The sequence below is a fragment of the Hydrogenispora ethanolica genome, from assembly GCF_004340685.1.
Classification (GTDB): Bacteria; Bacillota; UBA4882; order UBA8346; family UBA8346; genus Hydrogenispora; species Hydrogenispora ethanolica.
In genome coordinates, this window is the sequence record NZ_SLUN01000005.1 from 71,889 (window position 1) to 96,413 (window position 24,525).

Below are 24,525 nucleotides of genomic sequence, written 5' to 3' on the forward strand. Positions count from 1 at the left end.
AAGATGGTGTAGGGTATCTCCCGGTTTGAATAAAGGAGTCGGCACAATCCACAAACGACAGTATCCGAAAGGTAATATTGGTTCGCGCCGATATTACCTTTTTTTGCGATAAGCGGTTTGGGAAGGGAAGGTTTGAGGAAATCGCGGACCCAGGGCGTTTGAAAACCGGAACGGATTCAAAAGAAAAACAAGGAGGTTTCGAGAAATGTTGCCCAAGAAGATCGCAAGTTCCTTATTTTTAAAGACCATGCTGCTGTTGAATGCCTTCGTCATCATTCCGGCGCTGGTCATCTTCGTCTTTGTCAATCTCATCGTCACCTCGTCCATCAAGGAAGAGATCCAAAAGAATCTGGCGATGGTCACCAGCGAGAAACAGAGCAAACTGAACTACCAGTTGACCAACATGGAAAACCTCGCCCAGACTCTGGCCAACGACCCCTTTGCCAAGGAGTATTTTCTGGCGCTGAAGCAAGGCAGGGCAGATGCGGCCAAACGGCGGCAGCTTGCCACCTTTTTAGAGGGGGAGGTTCAGAAAGGCCAGGGCCTCTACGAAAATATGCTCTATTATTACGATGGCAAAGCCGCCGTGGACGGCATCGGCGGAAAGTCTGACAACAAAACGACGGATCAAAAGACGACCCAGTTTGGCGTGGTGCGCGTCTCCCCCACCACCGGGCGGCCGGTGATGGTCAATTACATCGCGGTCAGCGGCAATGATTTTCAGACGCTCTACGTGTTCACCATGGCGATCGAGCTCGGGAAAGTCGCCGAACAAATTATCGCGAATGGCCAGGAGCAGACGGTCAAGACCATGATCGTCAACGGCCAGGGCCTGATCATCGCCTCCGAAACGGCGGATCAGATCATGAAGCTCAACCTGAATGAAGCCGGCGCCGAGACCGCGCGCTTCTTCCGCAACATGTCGATCCGGGACTCGGGCGTGGACTTCTTGACCATGGACGGCCGGAAATACCTGGCCGCCTATGCCAAAGACGCGGCCCGCGACTTATACCTGATCTCTTATACCCCCATCTCTCAGTACACGCAAAAGAGCAACCAGCTGGCGCTGGGATTTCTAATCCTGCTGGGCATCAGCGTGGTGGCCGGTCTGCTCATCTCCTATTTCGCGACGCGGCGCATGCTCATCCAGCCGCTGCAGCGCCTCACCGCCGCCACCGAGCGGATGGCCCTGGGCGATTGCGACATTCAGCTCGATATCCGGAGCAAGGATGAGATCGGGGTGCTGGCCAACTCCTTCACCGTCATGGTCGACAACATCCGCGAGGGGGCCCGGGCCGCCGAACGGATCGCCGCCGGAGACCTCGGCCTGCAGCTGGAGGTGAGATCGGACCGGGATCTGCTCAATACCAATCTCAACGAGATGATCCGCAATATCCAATCGGTCATCGCCGACATCAACATGCTGTCGGAAGCGGCCATCGCCGGGCAATTGTCGGTGCGGGCCGACGCCGAGAAGCATCAAGGCGATTTCCAAACGATCGTGGCGGGAATCAACCAGACGCTGGACGCGGTGATCGATCCGCTGCACGTGGCGGCCGATTATATCGAGCGGATCGGCCGGGGCGAGATCCCGGAGCAACTGGAAGCGGAATACCAGGGCGATTTCAATAATCTCAAAAACAGCATCAACGCCTGCATCGAGGGCCTGGGCGCCTTGACCGAGAGCAATGCCGTGCTGCAGCGGATGGCCCAAAACGATTACACTCAGAAGATCGAAGGCAATTATCAAGGCGTATACGACGAGATTGCCCAGGCGACCAACGGCGTCATCGACCGGCTGAACAACCTGCAACGGGTCACCGCCAACATGGCCGACGGCGACTTCGGCGACCTGGAGGAGCTGCGGCAGGTCGGCCGCCGCAGCGAAAACGACCGGCTGATGCCTTCCCTAATCCACCTGATGGAGACGGTCCTGGAGATGGTCCAGGAGTCGGTGCGGCTCTCCGAGGCCGCTACCGCCGGGCAGTTGGACAGCAGGGGCGATATCCGGAAGTTTGCCGGCGAATACCGCCGGGTGATCGAAGGCTTCAATGCCACCCTGGACGCGGTGGTGGCCCCCCTCACCGAAGCCGAAGCGGTCCTCGGCAAAATCGCGGTCAACGACTATACCCAGGAGATGAAGGGCGAGTATCAAGGGGTCCTGCGGGAGTTCGCCGCGCAGATCAACACGACCCGGACCCGTTTGCTCAGTGTCCAGGATGTCTTTGTCCGGCTGGCCCAGGGCGACATCAGCCGCTTGGAGGAGTTCCGCAGGGTCGGCCGGCGCTCGGAGAATGACCGGATGATGCCGTCGGCCACCGCGATGATGGAAGCCATCGACGCGCTCATCGGGGAGACCAATATGCTGGCCGGGGCCGCCGCCAGCGGCGAATTAAAGGCCCGGGGCGACGCGGCCAAATTCAGCGGCAAGTACCAGGAGATCGTCATCGGCTTGAACAGCGCGCTCGACGCGATGGCGCACCCCATCGCCGAAGCCTCGGCGGTGCTGGACGAGATGGCCCGGGGGAGCCTGGAGTCGCTCATGGCCGGAGAGTATCAAGGAGAATACGCCCGGATCAAGGAATCCCTGAACCGCGCCATCGACTCCTTCAACCAGGTCCTGGGCGAGATTCACATCGCCGCCAATCAGGTGGCGGCCGCTTCCCGCCAGGTCTCCTCCGGCAGCCAGTCTATGTCGCAGGGCGCCACCGAGCAGGCGGCCACCGTCGAGGAGCTGTCGGCCTCGATCGCCGAGATCGCCGCCCAGACCAAGCAGAACGCCCTGCGGGCGGGCCAGGCCAATGAATTGGCCAATCTGACCAAGGACAACGCCATCCAGGGCAATGCCCAGATGGAGCAGATGGTGGCGGCGATGACCGGCATCAATGAGGCCAGCACCAATATATCCAAGATCATCAAGGTGATCGACGAGATCGCCTTCCAGACCAATATCCTGGCCCTGAACGCCGCGGTGGAAGCGGCCCGCGCCGGCCAGCACGGCAAAGGCTTTGCAGTGGTGGCCGAAGAAGTCCGCAACCTGGCGGGGCGAAGCGCCAAGGCAGCCAAAGAGACCACCGAACTGATCGAGGGTTCGCTGCGCAAGGTGGCGGAGGGTACCCAGATCGCCGGCAATACCGCCGAATCGCTGGACAAGATCGTGACCGCCGTCACCCAGGCCGCCGACCTGGTGAGCGAGATCGCGGTCGCCTCCAACGAACAGGCCACCGGCATCGCCCAGATCAATCAGGGCATCAACCAGGTCTCCCAAGTGACCCAGACCAACACCGCCACTTCGGAAGAGAGCGCCTCGGCCAGCGAGGAACTGTCCAGCCAGGCCGAACACTTGAAAGAGATGGTCGGACGGTTCCGCTTGAAAGGCGGCGCCCGGACGGAGCAGGCGGCCGAGTCGGACAGCCGGCCGGCCCCAAAAGCCCGATCCAAAAAGCCGGACCTCGCCGGTTCGAGCGAATTCGGCAAATATTGAACGGAAAGCCCGGGAGCCTCTCCCGGGTTTTTTTAATACCGGAACCGGCGGATGAATGTCAGGGATGGAAGCCGGGGATGCTTCCTCAAGGTTCGGGGAAGCATCCCCAAAGCTTGTCGATGCTTCCCGAAGCCTCCGTCCTCTTTCCCGGAGGTTTGGGGAAGCATCCCGAAGCTTTGGTCCTTTATCCCGGACTCCTCGGGATGGTTCCCGAAGGCTTCGGGATGCTAGGATGATCCTCGGGGAAACAAGGATCGAAGGATCCTCTGAAAGGATCATGGGATCCCTTACAAGGATGAAGACCATACCTTACACGGATCATGGCATCCCTTACAAGGATCGCAGGATCCTTTGAAAGGATCGAAGCATCCCTTACAAGGATGGCTTTCATCCTAACAAGGATGGAGAAGATCCGAGTTGGACGGAAGACCATACCTTACATGAGGGAAGCCCAACTGATATATTAGGGGGCACAATATCCCCGGTCCCGCCCCAATGTTGTCAAGCTATCGTGGGATAAAATGGAAGTGTATTTTATGACAAGCTACGAACTCCAAAAGCGACCTCTCTCCCGGCCTCTCCCCGGCGATGCTGATTTCGAAGAAGATATTCGACGGGGAGAGGTGAATCGCCCAAAACTCGGGCCTATCTTTTAGGCCATCGCTGAGACTTCCAAGAGGCCCAAATTTCAAGCTCCGTCATCCCTCTCCGCTGAATCCGCTTCTTTGAATCACATCGTCGGAGAGGGCCGGGGTGAGGTCGTTTTTAGGCATCTCAGATTTTTCTCGTATTCATCCTCGTGTACTGGGCGGACAATGTTTCATCCCATAATATGTAATTATCGCTTGACAACATTGACCCTCGCCATTCCCCAATGGAAATGTGGATAAGCCGCAGCGAGGGAATGGTGTTTTTTCCGCCAATCCTTCCATCATCTGGTCCCGATGAATGAAAAAGGAAAATTGTCAAATGTCGCGAAAGATCTAAGGGCTTGCGCGGTGATGATTTTTTGAAGGTGATGCCATGCGACTGATCACCAAGATCACCATTTTTTTCGGGATCATCGTCGTCATCCTGATGACCTCGGTTTTCCTCTTCACGCAATACTTCTTCCAAAAAGAGCTGGAGGCGCAGGTCGAAAACTCGCTCCGGGTTACCTACGAGAGTTTTAAACTGACCCTGGCCAATATTATCCGGGAGCAGCAGAGCAAGTCATCCACCCAGACCAAGCGGGACATCATCTCGCTGGCCACCAAAGACCGCTTGGAAGCCATCCTCCATTATTATCTGATGCTGGCCGCCAATGACTATAACCTGGATCTGATCGAGGTGGCCGATCCGGGCGGCCGGTTGTTGGCGGATAATCACCGTTCCTATGAAACCATGGGGGTGCGGATCCCCATTCTCAAATCCGCCGCCGCTTCCGGCCGTTCTTATCTTACCCGGCGCGGGGAGCGGATTTATCTGATCACTACCACACCGGTGGTCTTCGACCAGCAGCGGGCGGGTTATCTCAACGTCGGGACGCAGTTGGATCAGGATCTGGTGAACGATTTCTCCTCCGTGCTCCACGTGCGCTTGCTGTTCTTCGCCGATTCCCGGTATTTGATCGGCAACATTGCGCCGCTGGACCTGCCGCCCCCGGCCCGCGACCGCTTGGGCCGCCATCCCGGCCGGACCGTGTTCCTGCCCGGCAGCAAACTGCGGACCACCCAAGCCGACTACATCTTCGCCGGTCTCCGGACCGACGGGAGCTTTGACGGAGCGGTGGCTCTGGTCAAGGACCGGAGCGAAGTGCGGGCCGCGTTGCTCCGGATGAACCTGTCGCTCTGGCTGATCGTCGGTTTCGGCTTGGTCTTCGGCTTCATCGGTGCCAACCAGCTGGCCCGGAATATCAAAAAATCCATCTTCGGCATGGAACCGTACGAGATAGCCGCGCTGCTCGATCAGCGAACGACCATCCTCCAATCGACCTTTGAGGGGATTATCGCCCTCGACCAGCGCGGAACGATCACCTTGGTCAACCAGGAGGCCGAGCGCTTGTTGGCCCCCACCTCCGACATTGTCGGCCGGCCGGTGCAGAACTACTTCCGGGAATTGGACACCCAGGAGTTATTCTCCTCCGGACAGTCCATTTATAACAAATACCAAGTCATCGGCGAAACGGTGCTGGTCTATAACATCATCCCCATTCAGCGGAAGAACGCCATTCTCGGAGCGGTGATCACCATGCGCGACCTGACCGAGTTCCAAAAGGTCGCCGAGGAACTGATGGAAGTCAAGAATTACACCCAAGCCTTGCGGGCCCAATCCCATGAATTCATGAATAAAATGCAGTCGGTCTCCGGCCTGATCCAACTGGGCAAGTACGAAACCGCCCTGACACTGCTGCATGAGGCCACCGAATCACATCAGGATCTGATCTCGTTTTTGGCCAAAGCCTTCGCCGCCTCGGCCGTCTCCGGGATCCTGCTGGGCAAGTTCAACCGGGCCAAGGAATTAAACATTCAGTTCGGGATCAAACGAAGCAGCTACATTCCGAAGCATATTGTCCTGCCCGACCACGAGCTGGTGTGCATCGTCGGCAATCTGGTCGAAAACGCCTTCGAAGCGCTCCAGGAGAGCGCCCAAGCGCGCAAGGAAGTGACGATCAAGATTCATCCCAGCGCTAGGTTCCTGCGAATCATCGTCTGCGATAACGGCCCGGGCATCCCCGCCGCGATCCGGCGGCGTATCTTTGAACGGGGTTTTACGACCAAAAAGGGGTTGAATAAGGGGAATGGACTCAGCCTGGTCCGGCAGTCGGTGGAGAACCTCAAAGGGACCATCGGGTTGCGCTGCTGCGGCGCAACAGTCTTTATGGTGAAGATCCCCTTGAAGGATGGAGGTCAACCGGTTTGAGAAAGATCAGCGTGTTAATCGTCGAGGATGACCCGATGGTCATCGAGATTACCCGGGAGTTTCTCAAGGAGGAAGCGGATTTCGTCGCGGTCGGCTCGGCCCGTTCCGGCCAGGAGGCGGTCCGCCTGACCCGGGAACTCGCCCCGGAACTGATCCTGCTCGATAACTTCCTGCCCGATTTCAACGGCACCGCGGTCATCGAACAGATTCGAACCTTCAATAAAACCGTCGATTTCATCATGATCACCGCCGCCAAGGAAGTCCCGCTGGTTCAAGAATGCTTCCGGCTGGGGATCCGCGACTATCTGATCAAACCGTATCTGAAACAACGGTTTTTAGAATCCCTGCAACAGTATAAACAGTTTTTGACCGCACTCAACCAGTCGGAGGTCTCCCAATCGGATCTGGACCGGATCGGCGCCCGGCAACGCCGCGCCGTCGCCCCCAAAGGATTCAGCCCGTTGACGGAGGAAAAAATCCACGCGATTTTAAAAGCCCAAAAGAACGGGATTACCGCCGAAGAACTGGCAACCGCCGTCGGGATTACCACGGTCTCGGCCCGGCGCTATCTCAAACTGCTTCAAGAACAGAACAAGGTCGAATACGACCTCATTTACGGGAAACAAGGCCGCCCGACTTATCTTTACCGGAGCGCTGAAGAATAGTTCCGGATCTCTTCCACCAGCCGGTTCCGCCGGGCATATCCGTCGAGAATCGGCCGCAAGGCCTTTTGAAACGCCGCGCCGTCCACCTCGTTGAAGCGGCAGCCTTCCCGTTCCAATTGGCGGAGGCATTTCGCCTCGAAACCGGGCCATAAGCCACGTTGGAAGGAGACCGACTCCCGGGCCGCCTCTCGCAATATCGTCTGCTCGGCCGGGGTGAGCTTGGCCAAGGAGCGCTTCGAGAATATCACGACCTCCGGGATGGAACTGTGTCGGTCCAAGGAATAGTAGCGGGCGGCCTGCGAGTGGCCGGACGTCGCGTAACTCGGGATATTATTCTCGGCGCCGTCAATCACCCCGGCCATCAAGGCATCCTGAACCTCGGTATAATCAATGGGGACCGCCACCGCCCCCAGATATTCGACCATCTTGATCATGGCCTGACTGGGTTGGACCCGGATCTTTAAACCCCGCAAATCTTCCGGCCGGTAAATCGGCCGCTGGCGATTGTAAAAACTACGGTACCCCGCCTCCTGAAAACACAAACCGATCAAACCGTGGCGGGAGAGTCCCTCCAACAGCTCGGTCCCGATCGTTCCCTCCAACACCTGCCATTTATGACGGTTATCCAGGAACAGGTAAGGCAGCATCAAGATCTCCAGTTCGGGCGCAGTCTCGGCCACCTGGGAGACGCTGACCCGGGCCATGTCCAGCGCCCCCAGCTGGACCATTTCAACGGCTGACTTTTCCGTCCCTAATCTGCCTTGCGGATAAATCACGATCTCCACCCGGCCTTTGGTCCGTTCCTTCAAGCGTTGGGCCATATATAAAACGCCTTGAATGGTCGGATAGTCAATCCTGTGAACATCGGCACAGCGCAGCAAGACCCCGGATGGGGCCGCGGTCAATCCCCAATCGTTGCAGCAGAGGAAAAACATGATCAGAATCATCCGGAAGCGATGCTTCAAGGTCCCCTCCCCCATGGTTTCCATTGGTTTTTTATGACGATTTAGTGGTCCTCTCAGGCATGAGCCGAAGGTCGCATGTCAAGAGTCGAAGGTCGCATGTCGAAAGTCAAAAGTCAAAGGGCAAAGAGCTTAAAAGTTGAAATGCCAATCAAGTTTGAGGATTTCTCATAGATATGAGTGTTTTTTGACCTCGGATTTCGGACTTTAGACTTTAGACTTCGGACTTTGGACCTTGGACCTTGGACTTTAGACTTTGGACTGAATCGTTACGTTTTTTTTATGTTTTTTAGTGTTCTTATTTTTGAAACCAGGCTTCGATGGAGATTTCGTTAATAAATTATTAACGGTTTGTTTATCCGATGGATACTTTCATTCTACCATAAAATGTCGGTCCCACCAACTTTCGGAACGTTGAAAAAAGTTTTGGCGTAAAGCATTCGTGGTAGCGCGGCTGCAGATGACTTAGCTGACGGAAATGATTGGATTTTTGTCATCTGGAAAGATGTCGCAATGAGTTCGAAGCGCACTAAAAAACGGATTACCATAGCGATAGCAAGGGAGGAATTCAATTTGCAGACTTCAAGCTCGGCCCCGGTCCGTTCCCCGGAAACCGCCAGGAGCTCCCCGCTCGGGCAATTCCTGCTGTTCATCCTCAACGGGCTGATGACCGTCACGGAGACGGTCGGCGCCATCCTGCTGGCGATCATGACCCTGATCATCACCTGGCAGGTGATTGCCCGCTTTCGGATCATTCACATCAACTCTCCCTGGACCGAGGAGGTCGCTCTGATGATGCTGGTCTGGTTCGGCATGACCGGCGCGGCCATTGGAATTCGCACGCATAGTCATATCGGAGTGGAGTTCGTCACCAATCTGTTTCCGGTCAAGGTCCAACGGCTCTTGGCCATCCTGGTGGGCCTGCTGATCATGACCTTCTCCATCTTTCTGTTCATTGAAGGCATCGCCCTGGCGCAAGGGTGCTGGAACGATCGGATGTCGGCCACGCTCTTGCCGCGCGGCGTCTTTGTTTATCTGGCGGTTCCGGCGGCCGCTTTTTTGATGACCCTGTACTCAGCTGAATCCGTCGTAAGGCTGATTTTCTCCATGGGAGGTAATCAAGATGAACTTTGACCCCATTGCCATCACGATTTTGCTCGGGACGTTCGCATTGCTGATCATGATTCGGACCCCGATCGCCTTTGCGCTGGGGATCGCCGCGGTGGCGGCAGCGCTTTACCTGGAATTGCCGCTGCTCATCGTCGCCCAGCGGATGGTCTCCGGCCTCGAATCGATCTCCTTGATCGCCATCCCCTTTTTCATCCTGGCCGGGCAGATCATGAGCGAGGGCCGGATCGCCGAGCGCCTGGTCAACCTGGCCAGCCTGTTCGTTGGCAGGATCCGCGGCGGCCTGGCGATGATCAACTGCGTTGACAGCATGTTTTTCGGCGGCATTTCCGGATCGGCGGTGGCCGACGTCTCCAGCCTGGGTTCGGTGATGATCCCGGCCATGCAGCGGAAAGGCTATACTAAGGACTTTGCCATCGCGCTCACCGTAACCACCGCGGTTCAGGCGGTCCTGATCCCGCCCAGCCATAATATGATCATCTATTCCCTGGTCTCGGGCGGCGTCTCCGTCGGCAAGCTGTTCTTAGCCGGTGCTCTCCCCGGTTTTCTGCTCGGCCTGGCATTGATGGTCGCCAGCTACATTCTGGCGGTGAAGTATAATTTCCCGCGCGAGGAGTGGGTCGGTTTCCGGAAAGCGGTCAAGATCTTCCTGGACGGCCTGCTTTCGGTGGGCGTGGCCATCCTGATCATGGGCGGCATCATTTCCGGCTTTTTCACCGCCTCCGAGTCGGCGGCGATCGCGGTCCTCTATGCGTTCGTTCTTACCTTCTTCGTCTATCGCGACATTCCGCTGCGGCGTTTCGGTAAGATCCTCAAGGACTCGGTCAACACGGTGGCCATGGTCTTCCTACTGATCGGGACGTCCAGCGCCTTCGGCTGGATGATGACCTACCTCGGCGTGCCGGGCGCGATCGCCAACTGGATGCTCTCCTTATCGAACAATAAATATGTCATTCTGACCCTGATCAACCTGTTTCTGCTGTTCATCGGGATGATCATGGATATGGCCCCGGCCATCGTCATCTGCACCCCGATCCTGCTGCCCATTGCCAACCAGCTCGGGGTCGATCCGGTGCATTTCGGGGTGATTCTCATGTTCAACCTGGGCATCGGCCTCTGCACTCCGCCGGTGGGGAATGCGCTCTTCGTGGGGTGCGCCGTGGGCAAGGCCAAGATGGAAGAGGTCTTCAAACCGTTAATGGTCTGCTATCTTCCGATGATCGTCATTCTTTTCGTGATCACCTTTTTCCCGGATATCGCGATGTTATTGCCGAGACTATTCATGAAATAAAGGGGGTGTGCCGCGAAAGCCTGCGGTTGTTCTGTCGGTCTGCCTAAAAAATCATTTGAGGAGGTAGGAAAGTTGAAACGGAACAAACTTGTCATCCTTTTCCTGGTCGGTCTGTTGCTCGTCACCACCTGCGCCAGTTTGCAGTTGAACGCGGCCGCGCCGCGGACCCTGAAACTGGCCGAGGTCCATCCCCAGGGCTACCCCACCGAGTTGGGGGATGAGAAATTCGCCGAGCTGGTAGCGGCCAAATCGAAAGGGAGGCTTAAGATCCAGGTCTATTTCGGCGGGCAGCTCGGTTCGGAGAATGATGTGGTGGAACAGGCCAAACTGGGCGTCATCGAGTTCGTCCGGGTCTCCACTTCGCCGGTGATCTCGGTGTATAAACCGATCGGCGTCTTCTCGATGCCGTTCCTTTTCCGGTCGCAGGAGCATCAGTGGAAGGTCCTCAAAGGCGAGGTCGGCCAGACGTTCCTCAAAGGGATGGAGAGCGTCGGATTGGTGGGGCTGACCTATTTTGACGGCGGCGCCCGCAATTTCTACGCCACCAAAGAGCTGAAAAGCGTCAACGACTTGAAGGGCCTGAAGATCAGGGTCCAACCGAGCCCGATCATGGTCAGCATGATTAAGCTGTTGAATGCGACCGCAACGCCGATCGCTTACGGCGAAGTGTACAGCGCCCTTCAGACCGGCGTGGTCGACGGCGCCGAGAATAATGTGCCGAGCTGGGTATCGGCCAACCATTACGAGGTCGCCAAATATTTCATTAAGGACGGGCATCTGCGACTGCCGGAGCTGCTGATGGTCAGCAAGAAATTTTATGACGGCCTGAGCAAGCGGGATCAGAAGATCCTCCGGGACGCGGCTAGGGAAGCCACCGAGTTCCAGATCAAAGCCTGGAATGAGAGCGAATCCAAATACCTCGAACAAGCCAAGGCCAAAGGCTGCGTCATTCACGAAGCCAATGTCGCCGAATTCCAGGCGGCGGTCGCCCCGATGTACGATATGCCGGAGTATAAAGAGTACAAAGTCTGGGTCGACAAAATCAAAGCGGTGAAGTGAAGGCAGTCGGGGTTGAAGTCCAAACCCGGAGGGGAGACATTCGCCCGGCGAGGGCGAACCTTGCCTGCTAGCCTGAATTAGTCTCAAGGGACGCCGGACCGGCCTTCGTGGCCGCTCCGGCGTTCTGGTGTGCGGATCCGGGTGGAAAGCGGGATTTCGATCGCGCCAGGCCGGAAAAAACAGCCAAAAAAAGAGGTTTTACCAGCCGCCCTCCTGAAATATATTTTAGATGCACCGATCGTCAACCGGGTTGTCGTTCGGCATCATCCCAAAATGGGCGCGCTGGAGGAACCGATGGCCAGGATTACGAAGCTTTTGGTGGTGGCGATCAGCCTTTTTTTAATGGTAATGGTGGGAACGGGCAGCAAAGCGCAGCCCGATGGCCCGGGCAAGCTGGTCCGGGCCGATGCTTCAAAAGAGGTGCGGGCCTGGCTGAACCGTTGGGCGATTCAATTCCCGGGCTATGGAACAGCCTTGGCCGCGGCGGCGCCTTTGCCGGAACCGGCGGCCGCGCCTTCGCCAGGACCGGCACCCGGGCCGGCGGAACCACCCGCCGCGATGCCGGAGCCGAGTCCGGCGATTCCGCTCCCGACGCTGCCGCCGACTCCTGGGCCGGCGCCGGAACCGGCGATTCCACCGGAGGCGACGACCAGGACGCCTGTGAAAGGGATTTATCTGACGGCCTGGATGACCGGGAGTTCCCGCTTTTTGGACCGGATCGTGCAATTCACGCGACAGACCGAGATCAACGCCGTGGTCATCGACGTCAAGGATGACAGCGGGACACTCAGCTACCCCAGCCGGGTGCAGCTGGCCCGGGAGACCGGCGCCGACTGGCGGAAATACGATCCCCGTAAAGTACTGCAGCGATTGAAGGAGCATGGGATTTATCCCATTGCCCGCATTGTAACCTTCAAAGACCCGTATCTGGCGAAACGCCGGACCGAATTGGCCGTCCGGAGCAGCCAGGGCGGGCTATGGCATGATTTTAAAGGCCTCAATTGGGTGGATCCCTACAATAAGACGGTCTGGGATTATAACGTGGCGGTCGCCCGGGAAGCCGCGGAATACGGCTTCAAGGAGATTCAATTCGACTATGTCCGGTTCACCAGCGACGGCCCGATCAAGGATTGCCGCTACCCCAGCGGTGACGGTCGGGCCAAGGCCGACGTGATCCGGGATTTTCTCAAATACGCCCGCCGTCAATTGAGCCCGCTGGGGGTCAAGGTCTCGGCCGATGTCTTTGGGTTGACTTGCTCCGCCCGGGACGATCTGGGCATCGGCCAAGTGCTGGAGAAAGTGGCCGAAGCGGTCGACGTGATCTGCCCGATGGTCTATCCCTCCCACTATCGCAAAGGCGAGTATAACTTGCCCGATCCGGACCGTGCCCCTTATCAGACGATCTATCAAAGCCTCACGGACGCCCGGCGGAAGCTGGCCGGGCAAAACCCGGAACGGCCGGTCATTCTCCGGCCTTGGCTGCAGGATTTTTCGTTGCGCAGCCGTTATGGCCGGGCGGAATTGCTGGCGCAGATCAAGGCGGTTGAGGACGCCGGATTCCGGGAGTATATCTTTTGGAATCCATCCAACACTTATGATGTGAATAAATACCGGCACCCTTCCGGGACCGAAGCCCCGCCCCGGTAAGGGGTCCGGTGGCCGCCGCGGCCGGTTCGATGATTCGAAAGGTTTTCGTTGCTTTCAAAAGAATCTTTTGGTATAATAGAAAAGCCCGTAAAATACGGCCCTTTTTCTCTGAACAGCGGCCCTGATCAGGGAATCAGCAGCATTCATGCAGGGGGAGAGATGAATATGAAAACTTACTTGGCTAAGCCCGAGGAGGTTCAGCGCAAATGGTATGTCATTGACGCTGAAGGCAAAACCTTGGGACGTTTGGCAACCGCGGTGGCAACCATCCTGCGCGGCAAACACAAACCTACGTTTACTCCGAATGTGGACTGCGGCGACCATGTCGTCATCATCAACGCCGAAAAGGTTGTCTTAACCGGCAACAAGGCGGAGGACAAGGTCCGTTACACCCACTCCCAGTATCCCGGCGGATTGAAAGCCGCCAAATACGGCGATTTGTTAAAGACCAAACCGGAATATGCGCTCACCAAGACCATCTGGGGAATGCTTCCTCACAATCGCTTAGGCCGGCAAATGATCAAGAAATTGCGAGTTTACCGGGGCAGTGAGCATCCACATGCCGCACAACAACCGGAAGCGCTCGAAATTAAGGCCTGAGAAAAGGAGGAGAAGATAAATGCCACGCACCAAAAAAACTGCTAAAACCGTTTATTATGGAACCGGTCGGAGAAAATGTTCGGTCGCCAAAGTACGTTTGGTTTCCGGGCAAGGAAACGTCATCGTCAACGGCAAACCGATCGGCGATTATTTTGGCCGGAAGATGCTGGAATTGGTCGTCAAACAACCGCTGGAGATCACCAATACCGAATCCAAGTACGATGTGCTGGTCTCGGTTCACGGCGGCGGAGTCAGCGGCCAAGCCGGCGCGGTCCGTCACGGCATTGCCCGGGCGCTCTTGAAGGTGGAGGATGAGTTCCGTTCGCCTTTGAAGAAAGCCGGTTTCCTGACCCGCGACCCGCGGATGAAAGAACGCCGTAAGTACGGTCTGAAGAAAGCCCGTAAGGCGCCGCAATTCTCCAAACGTTAACCGGAATGCGGCAGATTCGACAGCTTTTGCAGGTCGCCATTTTCTGAAGGTGAGTTTGGACTTCGAAATGCTGGTTTCGAAGGGAACGGATTCCTTTCTGAATTTGTGGCTCATTGGTTTGACTCAAACACGGCTTCCAAAGTCGTGTTTTTGCTTTAGGGGGAATCATGAAGCGGGCGTTGATTGTCGGCGGCGGGCCGGTGGATCCCCGGCAGCTCCGCGAGGAATTGGCGCGAAAGCCGGAACTGATCATTGCCGCCGATCGCGGCGGCCATGCCTTGCTTGGGGTGGGCCGGCATCCCCACCTGGCGGTGGGCGATTTTGATTCGCTGCCTGAGGCCGACCGGTCCGCCCTGGCTGCCGCCGGAGTCCGGATGCTTTCGTTTCCGGCCGCCAAGGACGAGACCGATCTGGAGCTGGCGTTGGATTCGGCGGTGGCGGAAGGAGCGGAGGATATTCGCATTCTGGGCGGACTGGGCCGCCGGATCGATCATACGCTGGGCAATATCGGGCTGCTGCTGCGTGCGGCCGAACTGGGCAGCGCGGCGCGGCTGCTCGACCCGGACCATGAGTTGTTGCTGGCCGGTCGCGCCCTCACCTTGCCGGCGCGGCCGGGCTGGGCGCTGTCGTTGATCCCCTTGACTCCCAAGGTATGCGGAGTCCGAACCGGCGGACTGGCTTTTCCCTTATGTGGCGAAGAGCTGTACTTGGCGCGCCCGCGCGGGATTCATAACGAGTTTTGCGCCGCCACGGCAACCATTGAAGTGGCCGAAGGAATCCTGCTGGTCGTCTTGTTTCGGGAGTCGCCCGTCCCGGGATGAAAGGGTGGAATGACGGCCCTGTCAATGTGTTTCGTCAAATTCAAACAAGCCATCCCATTTGACTGAAATTGGCGATTCTGTATATAATAATGGAGGAAGCGCGCCTTATAGCATTTTGATAAAGCGTAAACGGTTTTGTTCGTGAAAAGCGCGGTGAGGCGTTCGCGCTTTTCACTCCAAACCCGTCAACGCTTTGGCAAAATGCTGTATCAATACTGGGGGTGGATCGATGCAGGCGAAGCGAATCGCGGTCAGTATGCCCGAGAGCCTCCTCCAAGAGGTGGACGGGATCGTCCGCCGGGAAACGGGAAATCGTAGCGCCTTCGTCCGCGAGGCGGTGTTGCTGCTGATTGAGGAACGCCGTCAGCGAGAGCGGTTCGAAAAGTACCGGATCGCTTATCAAAAGATGGGCAAGCTCAACCTGCTGCTCGCGGAGGACGGAATGGAAGCTGTTTCTCAAGAACTGGAAAGCTACGAAAACTATCTGGCGAAAAGGGAATAGTGGTTCATGGTCCGTCGCGGAGAGATCTATTATGCCAATTTAAACCCGGTCCTCGGTTCGGAACAGGGCGGTCTCAGACCGGTCCTGATCATTCAGAACGACATCGGCAATACCTATAGCCCGACCACCATCATTGCCGCCATTACTTCGAGGATTAAACGCGCCAAATTACCCACGCATATCGAGATCAGCGCCGACCGGTGTCATTTGGAAAAAGACTCGGTCATCCTCCTGGAGCAGTTGCGCACCATTGATAAACAGCGGTTGAAAGAGCGGATTACGCATCTCGACGAAGAGACGATGGGGATTGTCAATCAAGCGTTGGAGATTAGTTTGGGACTACGCCAATTGAACTAAGCTTTTCATAAAACTGGCAAATCTTGCTGGTTTTATTTTTTTATAGATTTTCGGGACAAAACCCCATCTCGAACCAGCCAGCCTTTTGCCTCCTCTTTCATAGAAAGGGAATGCAATGGACCCGAATATATATCATGGGTGCGCATCAGATAGCATTTCTTTTTCATGAAATCATAGTGGAATGGCTCCCGGTTATGAGTCGGGACATAAGACGTTTTTTATAGTCCTCCCGGACGCTGCGGCGGGGAGGATTTGCTTTCGATCCGCCGGGTTACAATCAAACCGCGGCTTCATCCCCCCCGGTTGCATTCTAACGGAAGAAATGGCGGCTCGGCTATGGGGATTGGATAATTCGGCTCAATTATCGAAGAATATAGAAGAGAGGACGGAGCGGGAGAAAACTTGACCCGGCTATCCAATCATGTTAAGCTAATGATAACGTAACCGGAAATTAAGGGTTTCGATTGAGGGAATTGGCTATGAAAACCTGGAATATCGATTCGGAACGAGCGATGCTGGATTTGGGGGAGCGTCTGGGTGAGCGTTTGCAACCCGGAGATCTCCTTTTTTTATCGGGCGATTTGGGAGCGGGCAAGACTACTTTGACGAAGGGGATCGCTCAAGGCCTTGAGGTAACCGCCGCAGTAACCAGTCCGACCTTTCAATTACGGAAGGGTTACGCCGGACGGATTCGTCTGAATCATCTCGATCTCTACCGGTTGGAGAAGCCGAGTGAGCTTGCCATGCTTGAACCGGACGAATTGTTTGAGGAAGGGGTCACCGTAGTGGAATGGGGCGATCTGCTCAAAGCGAATTTTCCCCATGATCATTTGGATGTGGCCATCGAATACGGGCCGGCGGAGGGAGAACGCCGGGTGACGCTCCGGCCGGCGGGTCAACGCTTTGATGATTTGATAAAGGAGTTATAAATGCTGATTCTGGGGATTGAGACCGCCACTCCGTGGGGGAGCGTCGCGCTCTTGGATGACGACCAAGTCGTACTGGAAGTATCGCTCAAGGCGGGTAAGGGCGGCGGCGAATATCTGTTGGCCCTTTTGGACCGTTTAATCCGTAAAGCCGGGGCGAGCTTGGCGGAGGTAAGGCTGATCGCCGTGGGGAACGGGCCGGGATCCTATACCGGAATCCGGGTCGGATTGGCTGCGGTGCAAGGTCTGGCCGCTGCGTTGCAGATCCCGGTGGCGCAATTTTCCACGCTGCGGATCATGGCGGAGAACGGCCGTGCCGCGGCCGAATGGGTCGCATCCCTGATCGACGCCAGGCGCGGCGATGTTTACGCGGCGCTCTATCAACGCACTCCCGAGGGGCTGCGGGAGATCATCGCTCCCGAGGCGGTAGCCGCGGCGGAGTTTCGGCAAAAGCTGGCCGCTTTGCCGGAAGTGCTGCTCTGTGGCGACGGCGGCAAGAGCTATGCGGAACTGTGGCGTGAGCACGGCAACCTGCGGATCGGGCCGCCGATCTGGGATCGGCCGTTGGCCAGCCAGGCCGGTTTGTTGGGTCTGGCCGCTTGGCGGTCCGGCGAGACCTTGCCGCCGGACCGGTTAGGCCCTTCCTATTTGCGGCGGGTAGAAGCCGAAGTTCGCCTGGAGGAACGGATTCATGGCCATCAGAGTTGAGCCAATGCGCCTGGAAGACCTGGAAGAAGTCATTCAAATCGAGGAAGTCTCCTTTCCCACGCCATGGTCGCGCGAGTCGTTCCGTTATGAGTTGCTGGAGAACCAGCGGGCCATCTATTTGGCGGCCAAGAACGATTATGGCCGGGTCGCCGGTTATGTCGGGATGTGGGTGGTCTTCGACGAGGGGCATATCACGAATTTAGCGACGCATCCGGTCTATCGCCGTCAAGGGGTGGGCCGGGCGCTGCTCGAAAGGCTGTTCGAGGTAGCCCGGGAGAATGGCGTCAAGTATTTGACCTTGGAAGTCCGGCGTTCCAATCTGAATGCTCAGGAACTCTATCAGAAGCTGGGCTTCGTCCACATGGGAGTCCGCCGCAAATACTATCTCGACAATAATGAGGACGCCTTTATCATGTGGAAGGGTCCCATCTGAGAAGCCGGCCGCGGTCGCCCGGACACCCGGTTGCGAAAAAAGTGCTTTTTTCCGCGGGCGGCGTAAACTAAAAGAGCTGTGATTAACCCGGCTAAAAAGCCGGAAGGGTCACAGCGATTGCCTGAAGCAAGTGATAAAGTCGTTTTAAACCTTTTTTACAGGCTGATTTTCGTTTTGAGAGACTTTATCACATGGCTTCTAAAGGGGACAGGATGTGACGGAGTGGCGAAACCATCGATCATTGGGCCGGTAGCGGCCGGGATAGCGATTGCCCTGATCTTCGGCCTTTCCTTCCTGTTCACCAAGGACGCGCTGGCGGTGTTAAACCCTTTTGAACTGTTGGCGCACAGGTTTTCGCTGGCTGCGGTTTTTTTAGGAATCCTCATCGGGTTGCGGGTGATCAAAGTCCGGTTTTCCCGGAGCTTGCTCTGGGACCTGTTGCCGCTGGCGTTGTTCCAGCCGATCCTCTATTTCATCGGCGAGACCTATGGCGTCCAACTTACCTCAGCCTCGGAAGCCGGCCTGTTGATCGGGCTGATTCCGGTGGGCGTATGCATTCTCGCCCCGAAACTGCTCGGCGAAAAAACCGACGCCCGGAACTGGTTTTATGTCTGGCTCTCCGTGGCGGGGGTGGGGATGATCGTCTGCGCCGGTCCGGACGCGCGATTCGGCGCGCGTCTGACGGGCATCGCCGCTTTATCCCTGGCTGTAGTCAGCGCCGCATTATACAACATCTGGTCACGGCGGCTTTCCTGCAAATACGCTCCGGTCGAGATCACCGCGGTGATGATGAGCGTGGGCGCGCTTTTCTTCAACGGCTATTACGGGATGGTGGTGCGGCCCGGCGCCGCTTCGTATTTCAATGCCTTCAGCCATCCCGCGGCGCTGATCGCCCTGTTGTACCTGGGGCTCTTATCCTCGGTCGGCGCTTTTTTTCTGGTAAACTACAGGCTCCATCACCGCTTCCTTTTTGAATCTGACAACCGTGGTATCCGTCGCTGCGGGAGCGCTCTGGCGCGGCGAAAGTTTCAGCTGGCTCCACTTGGTGGGAGGCTGTTGCATTGTGGCCGGAGTATGGAAAGTGAATCGGATTCGGTCATCCGGATTGTAAAAATTTTTTAAAGAAACGGAGGAATGAAACCGGCTCGTGTACAATTAAATATATTAAGATTTCTTTAAAATCTGAAGATGAGGTGACACGATGATCACAACCGGCAACAACTTGGAGCAAGTGCAACGGGATTTGTTAAAGATGGGAAGCCTGGTTGAGGAGACTATGAAAATGGCCATCCAGGCGCTTCGGGAGCAAGACGCCGAACTCGCGCGCAACGTCATCGAACGGGATGATGCGGTTGATAATCTGCAGATCGTGATCGAGGAGGAGATCGAGCGGGCCGTTTCCGCCGCGCCGCCGCTGGGATTCGATCTCAAGCGGGATTTCGCCATGATCAAGATTGTCAACGATCTGGAACGAATCGGCGATTATGCCACCAACATCGCCGAGGTGGTGCTGGAGCTAAAGCAGCAGCACTATCTGAAACCCTTGGTCCATATTCCGCAATTGGCGGCAGTTTCCATGAATATGGTCTCCACCGTTTTGAAGGCGTTTGTCGAAAAGGACATCGATCTGGCCGAAGCGGTCTGCAAAAAGGATGAAGAGGCCGATAACCTGTATGACGAAATCTGTGACGAATTGGTGCGACTGACGGGCCAGGATATGAACCCGCAGCAGGCCTACCAGATCTCCCGTTTCCTCCTGATCGCCGAATGGCTGGAACGGGCGGCCGATCATGCCACCAATATCGGAGAAGAAACCATTTACATCCTGACCGGAAAACGGGTCAAGTATTAAAAGCGTTGTGATAAACCCTGTCCGAAGGCCAGGGTGAACACAAAAGCTCAGAAAAGCAAGTGATAAAGTCGTTTTTTAGGCCATTGAAAGGATGATTTCCGAATTTGAGGACTTTATCACATGGCTTTTAACCCTCCCCCATACCGGTTGATACGACTCCTCCGCGGCAACGCCTGCGGAGGTTTTTTTGTCCAGGCCCGCGCGACATTTGGAAAATTCTCCGAATTTCCCGGGTCCTCCTCAGTCGTATTCCGGCGAATCCCGACATAAGCTTGTAATGATAAATCCATGCCCAGTCCGTTCCGTTCCAATCCCGGTTCTACTCTGCCTTGGTAACCACTTCGATACCATTTGGCGGTCTTTTGTGGGCCGGTTGAGTGAGTAGTTACCGGATGGGCGACGAAGGAAGCCCGGCATCGGAAAAGGGGGAGTTTATTTGCGGCGGAGGTATCTCCTGGCCTTCATTCCTATCCTCGTCCTGGGATGGCTCATGGTCCGTCCGGCGCCGGCGGCGGAGAACCGCTCCATCACCTGCGAGGACGGAGAGGAATTCACCCTGGAGGAGCAGATCCCGGCCGATTCTTCGAATACCCCGGTCGCGACCACGGATAAGATCGTGGTGGATACGAGGCGGTTGCGGCTCGAATTTTACCGCGACAATGTCCTGGTGCGATCCTATCCGGTGGCGATCGGCACGGCCGACACTCCCACCCCGGTCGGCGAATGGCGGGTTATTCACAAAGGGGGGAATTGGGGGGACGGGTTTGGCGCGCGTTGGATCGGAATCAATGTTCCGTGGGGGATTTATGGGATTCACGGCACCAATAAGCCGTATTCCATCGGTTCCAGGGCCAGCCATGGGTGCATCAGGATGCTCAATCCCCATGTGATCGAGCTCTACTCCATGGTGAAAGTGGGTACTCCCGTTTATATCAACGGCACTCTACCGAAAGTCAGTCCCCGGGTCCAGATGAGCAAGAAGAATACCGGCCGGGATATATTGGTGATGCAATACCGCCTGCGCCAATTGGGCTTCGATCCCGGCTGGGCCGACGCCCGGTTCGGAGAACAGATGGAACAGGCGGTCAAACGGATGCAGTACTTCTTCGGACTGACCCCGACCGGGCGAATCACCATGGTGGAGCAGTATTTCCTGGGGATGCGCTAAAGGGAGCGTTTCGGTCTCCGGGCAAGAATGCGGTGCACTCCGGGTGAGTCTAGGCATAACCGGAAGGCAAGGAGTGAAGGGAACATGTTGAGAATCGGTCGCGGCTATCGGGTGGGCCTGATGCTGGTCATCCTCTTTCTGGCCGGATTCGGGCTGGGAAGGCTCTTGTATCAGCCGCACTTTCAGTTGGGGGACCGCAGTATCCGGTTGGACCCCCGGGCCAGAATCCATCCCAAAAAGACATACCATTTAACGGTCTGGGACTATGACCTGCCACTGCAGCGCCAGGAGTACCAGGATTATCTGCGCCGGGCGATCCGCCGCTTTCAGGAGAGCTACCCCAATATCCGGGTCGAACTGAAGCTGCTGGACCTGCTGGATGGGGAGAAGCAACTGGCCCAAGCCCTGCGGACCGGCGATCTGCCCGATGTCTACTGCTCCTTGTACCAGGTTCCGTCGTTCGACTATCGCTGGCAGATTCCGGTGGCGCCGTTTCTGACCCAAGCGGAGTTACGGGTCTTCGATCCGACCCTGGTGAAGATGATGTCCGTGGCCGGATTGCAGTGTTACTTTCCGCGCTGGACTGCTCCGGTGGTATGGATCGGCAACCGTTCCGCGCTGGAGAAGGCCGGAATCGCGGTCGATGCCATCCAGCAGACCGGCTGGACTTGGGAGGATCTGCTGCAGGCTTACGAAAGAAAGCCGGGCGGCTATCGTTTTGCCGCCATCGGCGGCGACAGCGGGTTTCTCGGCCAATGGGTCATGGAGAACCGGCGCCAGTCGGGGAAGGCTGCCATGGCGGCCGGCCTGGAATTGCTGGAGCGTCTGGTCCGCGCCAGAGCGCTGCCGTTGGACTATGCCAGCAATGCCGTCGGCCGTTTCTTGAATGGCAATACCCTGGTGTTGGCCGGCGCCCGGCCCTGGCTATACCAATTTTTAAAGGCGAAGGCTCCGGCCGCTGCGGCGGCGCCCCGGGTGGAACCGGTACTGCTTCCGGGGCCGTACCGCCGCGGCGGCGCGGCATGGCTGCCGGTGGAGAACGGGGTCGTCACGGTATACCGGAACCGGCGCACCCGGGGCGAGGACCAGATCGCCGCCGCCGTCCGGCTGGGCTACTTTTTGAGCACCTATGCCGACAGCCGGCCCTGGCAGGAACTGATGGTCTACCCGGCCGCTGCGGAACCCCGCCGGGATTGGGAGCGCTCCGCCGGACGGGAGTACCCTTTGGGACCGCTCCTAAGCCGGACCGCGCTCGTCAATCAAAACCGGCCGACCGGCGAGAGCCCGGCGGCGCAATCGCTCGACGACTACCTGACCGGCAAAAAGAGCCGGGAAGAGCTGCTGGGGCAATTGGAGGGCGAGTTGCAGGCCGGCAGCTTCTAAAAGCCGCGCCGCGGCAATTGTCCGAAATCAAAATAACGACCAGCGGGCCGGAAGAAATTCCGGCTTTTTGCGTCGGGATGAGGACCCGGCGCGGGAGCCGATTTCGATTCTGCCTGGACCGATGCCAAGGGAGGGGGGCGCGGGCCGCCGCGACCGGCAAGCAATTTGCGCCGCCGGAAGGATAAGGATGCCAATTGTCGAAATATATGGATGAGAAGCTTATCCGGGGTTAACGTGGGAGGCGATTGGCGGATGGAAGCGGCCAAGGTCCTGATTGTCGATTCCGATAAACGAATGGTGGAACTGGCGGTGATCAAGCTTTCCAACGCGGGATACTGGGTGATGACCGCCGCCAGCGGCGCGGAGGGACTGAATAAGCTGCGCGGCACCCCGCCCGACCTGCTGCTGGTCAATCCCGCCCTCGCCGCCGGCGACGGCTACGAGCTGATCCGGGAGGCCCGCTCCCTGCCCGAACTTCGCGGCCTCCCCGTCATCCTGCTGGCCGACCCGCACTTTGACGAAGAGCGGTTCCGGAATGCCGCGGTCAAGGTCGAGGAGATGCTGGTCAAGCCCTTTGCCCCCAAGACCCTGCTGCACCGGGTGAATGCCCAGATTCTCCAGTCCCGGCTGCTGCGGCAGCTGAACCCCTTGACCGTGCTGCCCGGGAAGGTCCACCTCCAAGAGCGCCTGCGCAATATCAACCGCGATGGGGAACGTTTTGACATCATCTTTATCGATCTCAAGGATTTTAAGGTATATAATAAATATTACGGGTTCGAACAAGGCGACCGGGTGATCCGCTTCCTGGCGGACCTGCTCCGGGAGGAGTCGGACCGCCGGCGGGCGGCCGATCCGGAGCTGTATCACCTGGGCGGCGATGATTTCTGCGTCGTCCTGGCACCGGGAGCGGCCGAGGCGTTTTGCGAAGCGGTGAAAGAGCGGTTCGACGAAGGAATCCCCCAGTATTACCTGGAAGAGGATCGAAACCGTGGCGGGCTGGTCGTTTCCAATCGGCAAGGTTTTATCGAGCAGTGGCCGGTGATGTCCATCGCCTGCGGCATCGTCGGCAACGGGCAGCGCGTCGTCCAGGACTGGCTGGAAGCCGAGGCCATCGGGAGCGAGCTCCTGCATTACGTGAAGACCATTCCGGGCAGTAATTACCTGCGGGACCGGCGCCGTTCATAAGTGGGGGCGCTTCCGCCCAGACTATATCCGGATGAAATCCCTTCGCTTTTTCATCATGACCAACCACAGAACGGAAGGTGCTTACGATTACTCAATTTACCTCACCGAAGCTTATCCGCGAAATCCTGGCCCAACGGAATTTTGCGCCCCGCAAAAGCTTGGGCCAGAATTTTTTGGTTGACGGCAATATTCTCGACAAGATTGCGAACGCCGCCGAGCTGGACCCGTCCGACCGGGTCCTGGAGATCGGCCCGGGCCTGGGGGCGCTCACCGCCAAACTACTGGAGCGGGCCGGCCTGGTGGTGGCGGTCGAGTACGACCGCGGCCTATACTCGATCCTGCAGGAGCAGTTCGGGGAGGCCGCCAACTTGCGCCTGAACCATCAGGACTTCATGGAGTTCGACCTGGGCCGGCTGTCCGGGGCGGCGACGGCGAGCGGAACCGGCCGGTGGAAAGTTGTGGCCAATTTGCCGTATTATATTACGACGCCGGCCATCTTTAAGCTGGTGGAGTCGGAGATCGCCTGGGCGGCCATGGTTTTTTTGGTCCAAAAGGAAGTGGCCCTGCGGATGACGGCCGAGCCGGGCGGGAAGGATTACGGCGCGCTGACGGTGATGCTGAATTATTACGGCCGGGTCGAACGGGTGGCGCCCGTCCCCAAGACGGTCTTTTACCCCGCGCCGCAAGTGGATTCGGCCATCGTGCGGATCCGGCCGGTGGCCGATCCGGAACACCGCCGGCTCTATCCCTATCTGCACCGGGTGGTGCAGGCCGCCTTCGGCCAGCGCCGCAAGACGGTGCTCAACGCCTTGCAGAGCGTCGCCGGAGACAAGGAAGCCGGCGGCGCCATCCTGGAAAGCCTGGGTATTGATCCGGGCCGCCGCGGAGAAACTCTGGATGGGGAGGAGTTCGCCGCCTTGGCCAGGGCCCTCCGGGAACGGGATTCCCGTCCCTAGCGGAAGGGATCCGCAGAGAACGGGCGGGAGGAAGCGGCGCGGAATTTTAACCAAATCATCACGGAAA

General features: G+C 57.5%; 22 protein-coding genes. 21 read left to right on the forward strand and 1 reads right to left on the reverse strand.

Annotated features, from left to right (window positions below; genetic code table 11):
• Positions 1 to 205 precede the first annotated feature (205 nt).
• The 3 genes from EDC14_RS06005 (at position 206) to EDC14_RS06015 (ending at position 7,050) form a co-directional block, all read left to right on the forward strand.
• On the forward strand, positions 206 to 3,484 hold the full coding sequence (locus tag EDC14_RS06005; protein WP_132013358.1) for a methyl-accepting chemotaxis protein: 3,279 nt from the start codon (positions 206 to 208) through the stop codon (positions 3,482 to 3,484).
• Between the two features lie 1,023 nt (positions 3,485 to 4,507).
• Positions 4,508 to 6,385 (forward strand): ATP-binding protein, encoded by a 1,878-nt coding sequence (locus EDC14_RS06010; RefSeq protein ID WP_132013359.1) that lies wholly within the window; start codon positions 4,508 to 4,510, stop codon positions 6,383 to 6,385.
• Positions 6,382 to 7,050, forward strand: a complete 669-nt coding sequence (locus EDC14_RS06015; RefSeq protein ID WP_132013360.1) for a response regulator — start codon at positions 6,382 to 6,384, stop codon at positions 7,048 to 7,050. The genes EDC14_RS06010 and EDC14_RS06015 overlap by 4 nt, the downstream gene beginning before the upstream one ends.
• Here EDC14_RS06015 and EDC14_RS06020 read toward each other — a convergent pair.
• Complete coding sequence (locus tag EDC14_RS06020; protein WP_165907826.1) at positions 7,029 to 8,015, reverse strand: TRAP transporter substrate-binding protein; 987 nt, start codon at positions 8,013 to 8,015, stop codon at positions 7,029 to 7,031. The genes EDC14_RS06015 and EDC14_RS06020 overlap by 22 nt on opposite strands.
• Before the next feature lie 570 nt (positions 8,016 to 8,585).
• Between EDC14_RS06020 and EDC14_RS06025 the strand changes: the two genes are divergently transcribed.
• The 18 genes from EDC14_RS06025 to rsmA all read left to right on the forward strand — a co-directional run bounded on the left by EDC14_RS06025 (position 8,586) and on the right by rsmA (position 24,458).
• Positions 8,586 to 9,146 (forward strand): TRAP transporter small permease, encoded by a 561-nt coding sequence (locus tag EDC14_RS06025; RefSeq protein ID WP_165907827.1) that lies wholly within the window; start codon positions 8,586 to 8,588, stop codon positions 9,144 to 9,146.
• Positions 9,136 to 10,431 (forward strand): TRAP transporter large permease, encoded by a 1,296-nt coding sequence (locus tag EDC14_RS06030; RefSeq protein ID WP_132013363.1) that lies wholly within the window; start codon positions 9,136 to 9,138, stop codon positions 10,429 to 10,431. The genes EDC14_RS06025 and EDC14_RS06030 overlap by 11 nt, the downstream gene beginning before the upstream one ends.
• A 72-nt stretch (positions 10,432 to 10,503) precedes the next feature.
• Complete coding sequence (locus EDC14_RS06035; protein WP_132013364.1) at positions 10,504 to 11,490, forward strand: TRAP transporter substrate-binding protein; 987 nt, start codon at positions 10,504 to 10,506, stop codon at positions 11,488 to 11,490.
• A 294-nt stretch (positions 11,491 to 11,784) separates the two neighbouring features.
• Positions 11,785 to 13,137, forward strand: a complete 1,353-nt coding sequence (locus tag EDC14_RS06040) for a putative glycoside hydrolase (RefSeq protein WP_132013365.1) — start codon at positions 11,785 to 11,787, stop codon at positions 13,135 to 13,137.
• 165 nt (positions 13,138 to 13,302) lie between these two features.
• Positions 13,303 to 13,737 carry a 50S ribosomal protein L13 gene (rplM, locus tag EDC14_RS06045; protein WP_132013366.1) on the forward strand — a complete coding sequence of 145 codons (435 nt, stop codon included), beginning with the start codon at positions 13,303 to 13,305 and terminating at the stop codon, positions 13,735 to 13,737.
• A 19-nt stretch (positions 13,738 to 13,756) separates the two neighbouring features.
• The gene (gene rpsI, locus EDC14_RS06050; protein ID WP_132013367.1) at positions 13,757 to 14,167 is read left to right on the forward strand and encodes a 30S ribosomal protein S9; all 411 of its coding nucleotides are present in this window, start codon (positions 13,757 to 13,759) and stop codon (positions 14,165 to 14,167) included.
• Positions 14,168 to 14,334: 167 nt separating this feature from the next.
• On the forward strand, positions 14,335 to 14,988 hold the full coding sequence (locus EDC14_RS06055) for a thiamine diphosphokinase (RefSeq protein ID WP_132013368.1): 654 nt from the start codon (positions 14,335 to 14,337) through the stop codon (positions 14,986 to 14,988).
• A 229-nt stretch (positions 14,989 to 15,217) separates the two neighbouring features.
• Complete coding sequence (locus EDC14_RS06060; RefSeq protein WP_132013369.1) at positions 15,218 to 15,490, forward strand: CopG family ribbon-helix-helix protein; 273 nt, start codon at positions 15,218 to 15,220, stop codon at positions 15,488 to 15,490.
• Positions 15,491 to 15,496: 6 nt separating this feature from the next.
• Positions 15,497 to 15,847 (forward strand): type II toxin-antitoxin system PemK/MazF family toxin, encoded by a 351-nt coding sequence (locus EDC14_RS06065; RefSeq protein WP_132013370.1) that lies wholly within the window; start codon positions 15,497 to 15,499, stop codon positions 15,845 to 15,847.
• A gap of 479 nt (positions 15,848 to 16,326) precedes the next feature.
• The gene (gene tsaE, locus EDC14_RS06070) at positions 16,327 to 16,776 is read left to right on the forward strand and encodes a tRNA (adenosine(37)-N6)-threonylcarbamoyltransferase complex ATPase subunit type 1 TsaE (RefSeq protein ID WP_132013371.1); all 450 of its coding nucleotides are present in this window, start codon (positions 16,327 to 16,329) and stop codon (positions 16,774 to 16,776) included.
• Entirely contained in the window at positions 16,777 to 17,481 is a 705-nt protein-coding gene (tsaB, locus tag EDC14_RS06075; protein WP_132013372.1) for a tRNA (adenosine(37)-N6)-threonylcarbamoyltransferase complex dimerization subunit type 1 TsaB, read from the forward strand.
• Positions 17,465 to 17,914 carry a ribosomal protein S18-alanine N-acetyltransferase gene (gene rimI / locus EDC14_RS06080; protein WP_132013373.1) on the forward strand — a complete coding sequence of 150 codons (450 nt, stop codon included), beginning with the start codon at positions 17,465 to 17,467 and terminating at the stop codon, positions 17,912 to 17,914. Before tsaB ends, rimI begins: the two co-directional genes overlap by 17 nt.
• 222 nt (positions 17,915 to 18,136) lie before the next feature.
• Positions 18,137 to 19,036, forward strand: a complete 900-nt coding sequence (locus EDC14_RS06085) for a DMT family transporter (RefSeq protein WP_165907828.1) — start codon at positions 18,137 to 18,139, stop codon at positions 19,034 to 19,036.
• Between the two features lie 79 nt (positions 19,037 to 19,115).
• Complete coding sequence (gene phoU, locus EDC14_RS06090; RefSeq protein WP_132013375.1) at positions 19,116 to 19,766, forward strand: phosphate signaling complex protein PhoU; 651 nt, start codon at positions 19,116 to 19,118, stop codon at positions 19,764 to 19,766.
• A gap of 436 nt (positions 19,767 to 20,202) precedes the next feature.
• Positions 20,203 to 20,934 (forward strand): L,D-transpeptidase family protein, encoded by a 732-nt coding sequence (locus EDC14_RS06095; RefSeq protein WP_132013376.1) that lies wholly within the window; start codon positions 20,203 to 20,205, stop codon positions 20,932 to 20,934.
• 84 nt (positions 20,935 to 21,018) lie between these two features.
• Positions 21,019 to 22,317 (forward strand): ABC transporter substrate-binding protein, encoded by a 1,299-nt coding sequence (locus EDC14_RS06100; RefSeq protein WP_165907829.1) that lies wholly within the window; start codon positions 21,019 to 21,021, stop codon positions 22,315 to 22,317.
• Between the two features lie 252 nt (positions 22,318 to 22,569).
• Entirely contained in the window at positions 22,570 to 23,502 is a 933-nt protein-coding gene (locus EDC14_RS06105) for a diguanylate cyclase (RefSeq protein WP_165907830.1), read from the forward strand.
• Positions 23,503 to 23,579: 77 nt separating this feature from the next.
• Complete coding sequence (rsmA, locus tag EDC14_RS06110) at positions 23,580 to 24,458, forward strand: 16S rRNA (adenine(1518)-N(6)/adenine(1519)-N(6))-dimethyltransferase RsmA (protein ID WP_341540150.1); 879 nt, start codon at positions 23,580 to 23,582, stop codon at positions 24,456 to 24,458.
• The last annotated feature ends 67 nt before the right edge of the window (positions 24,459 to 24,525 follow it).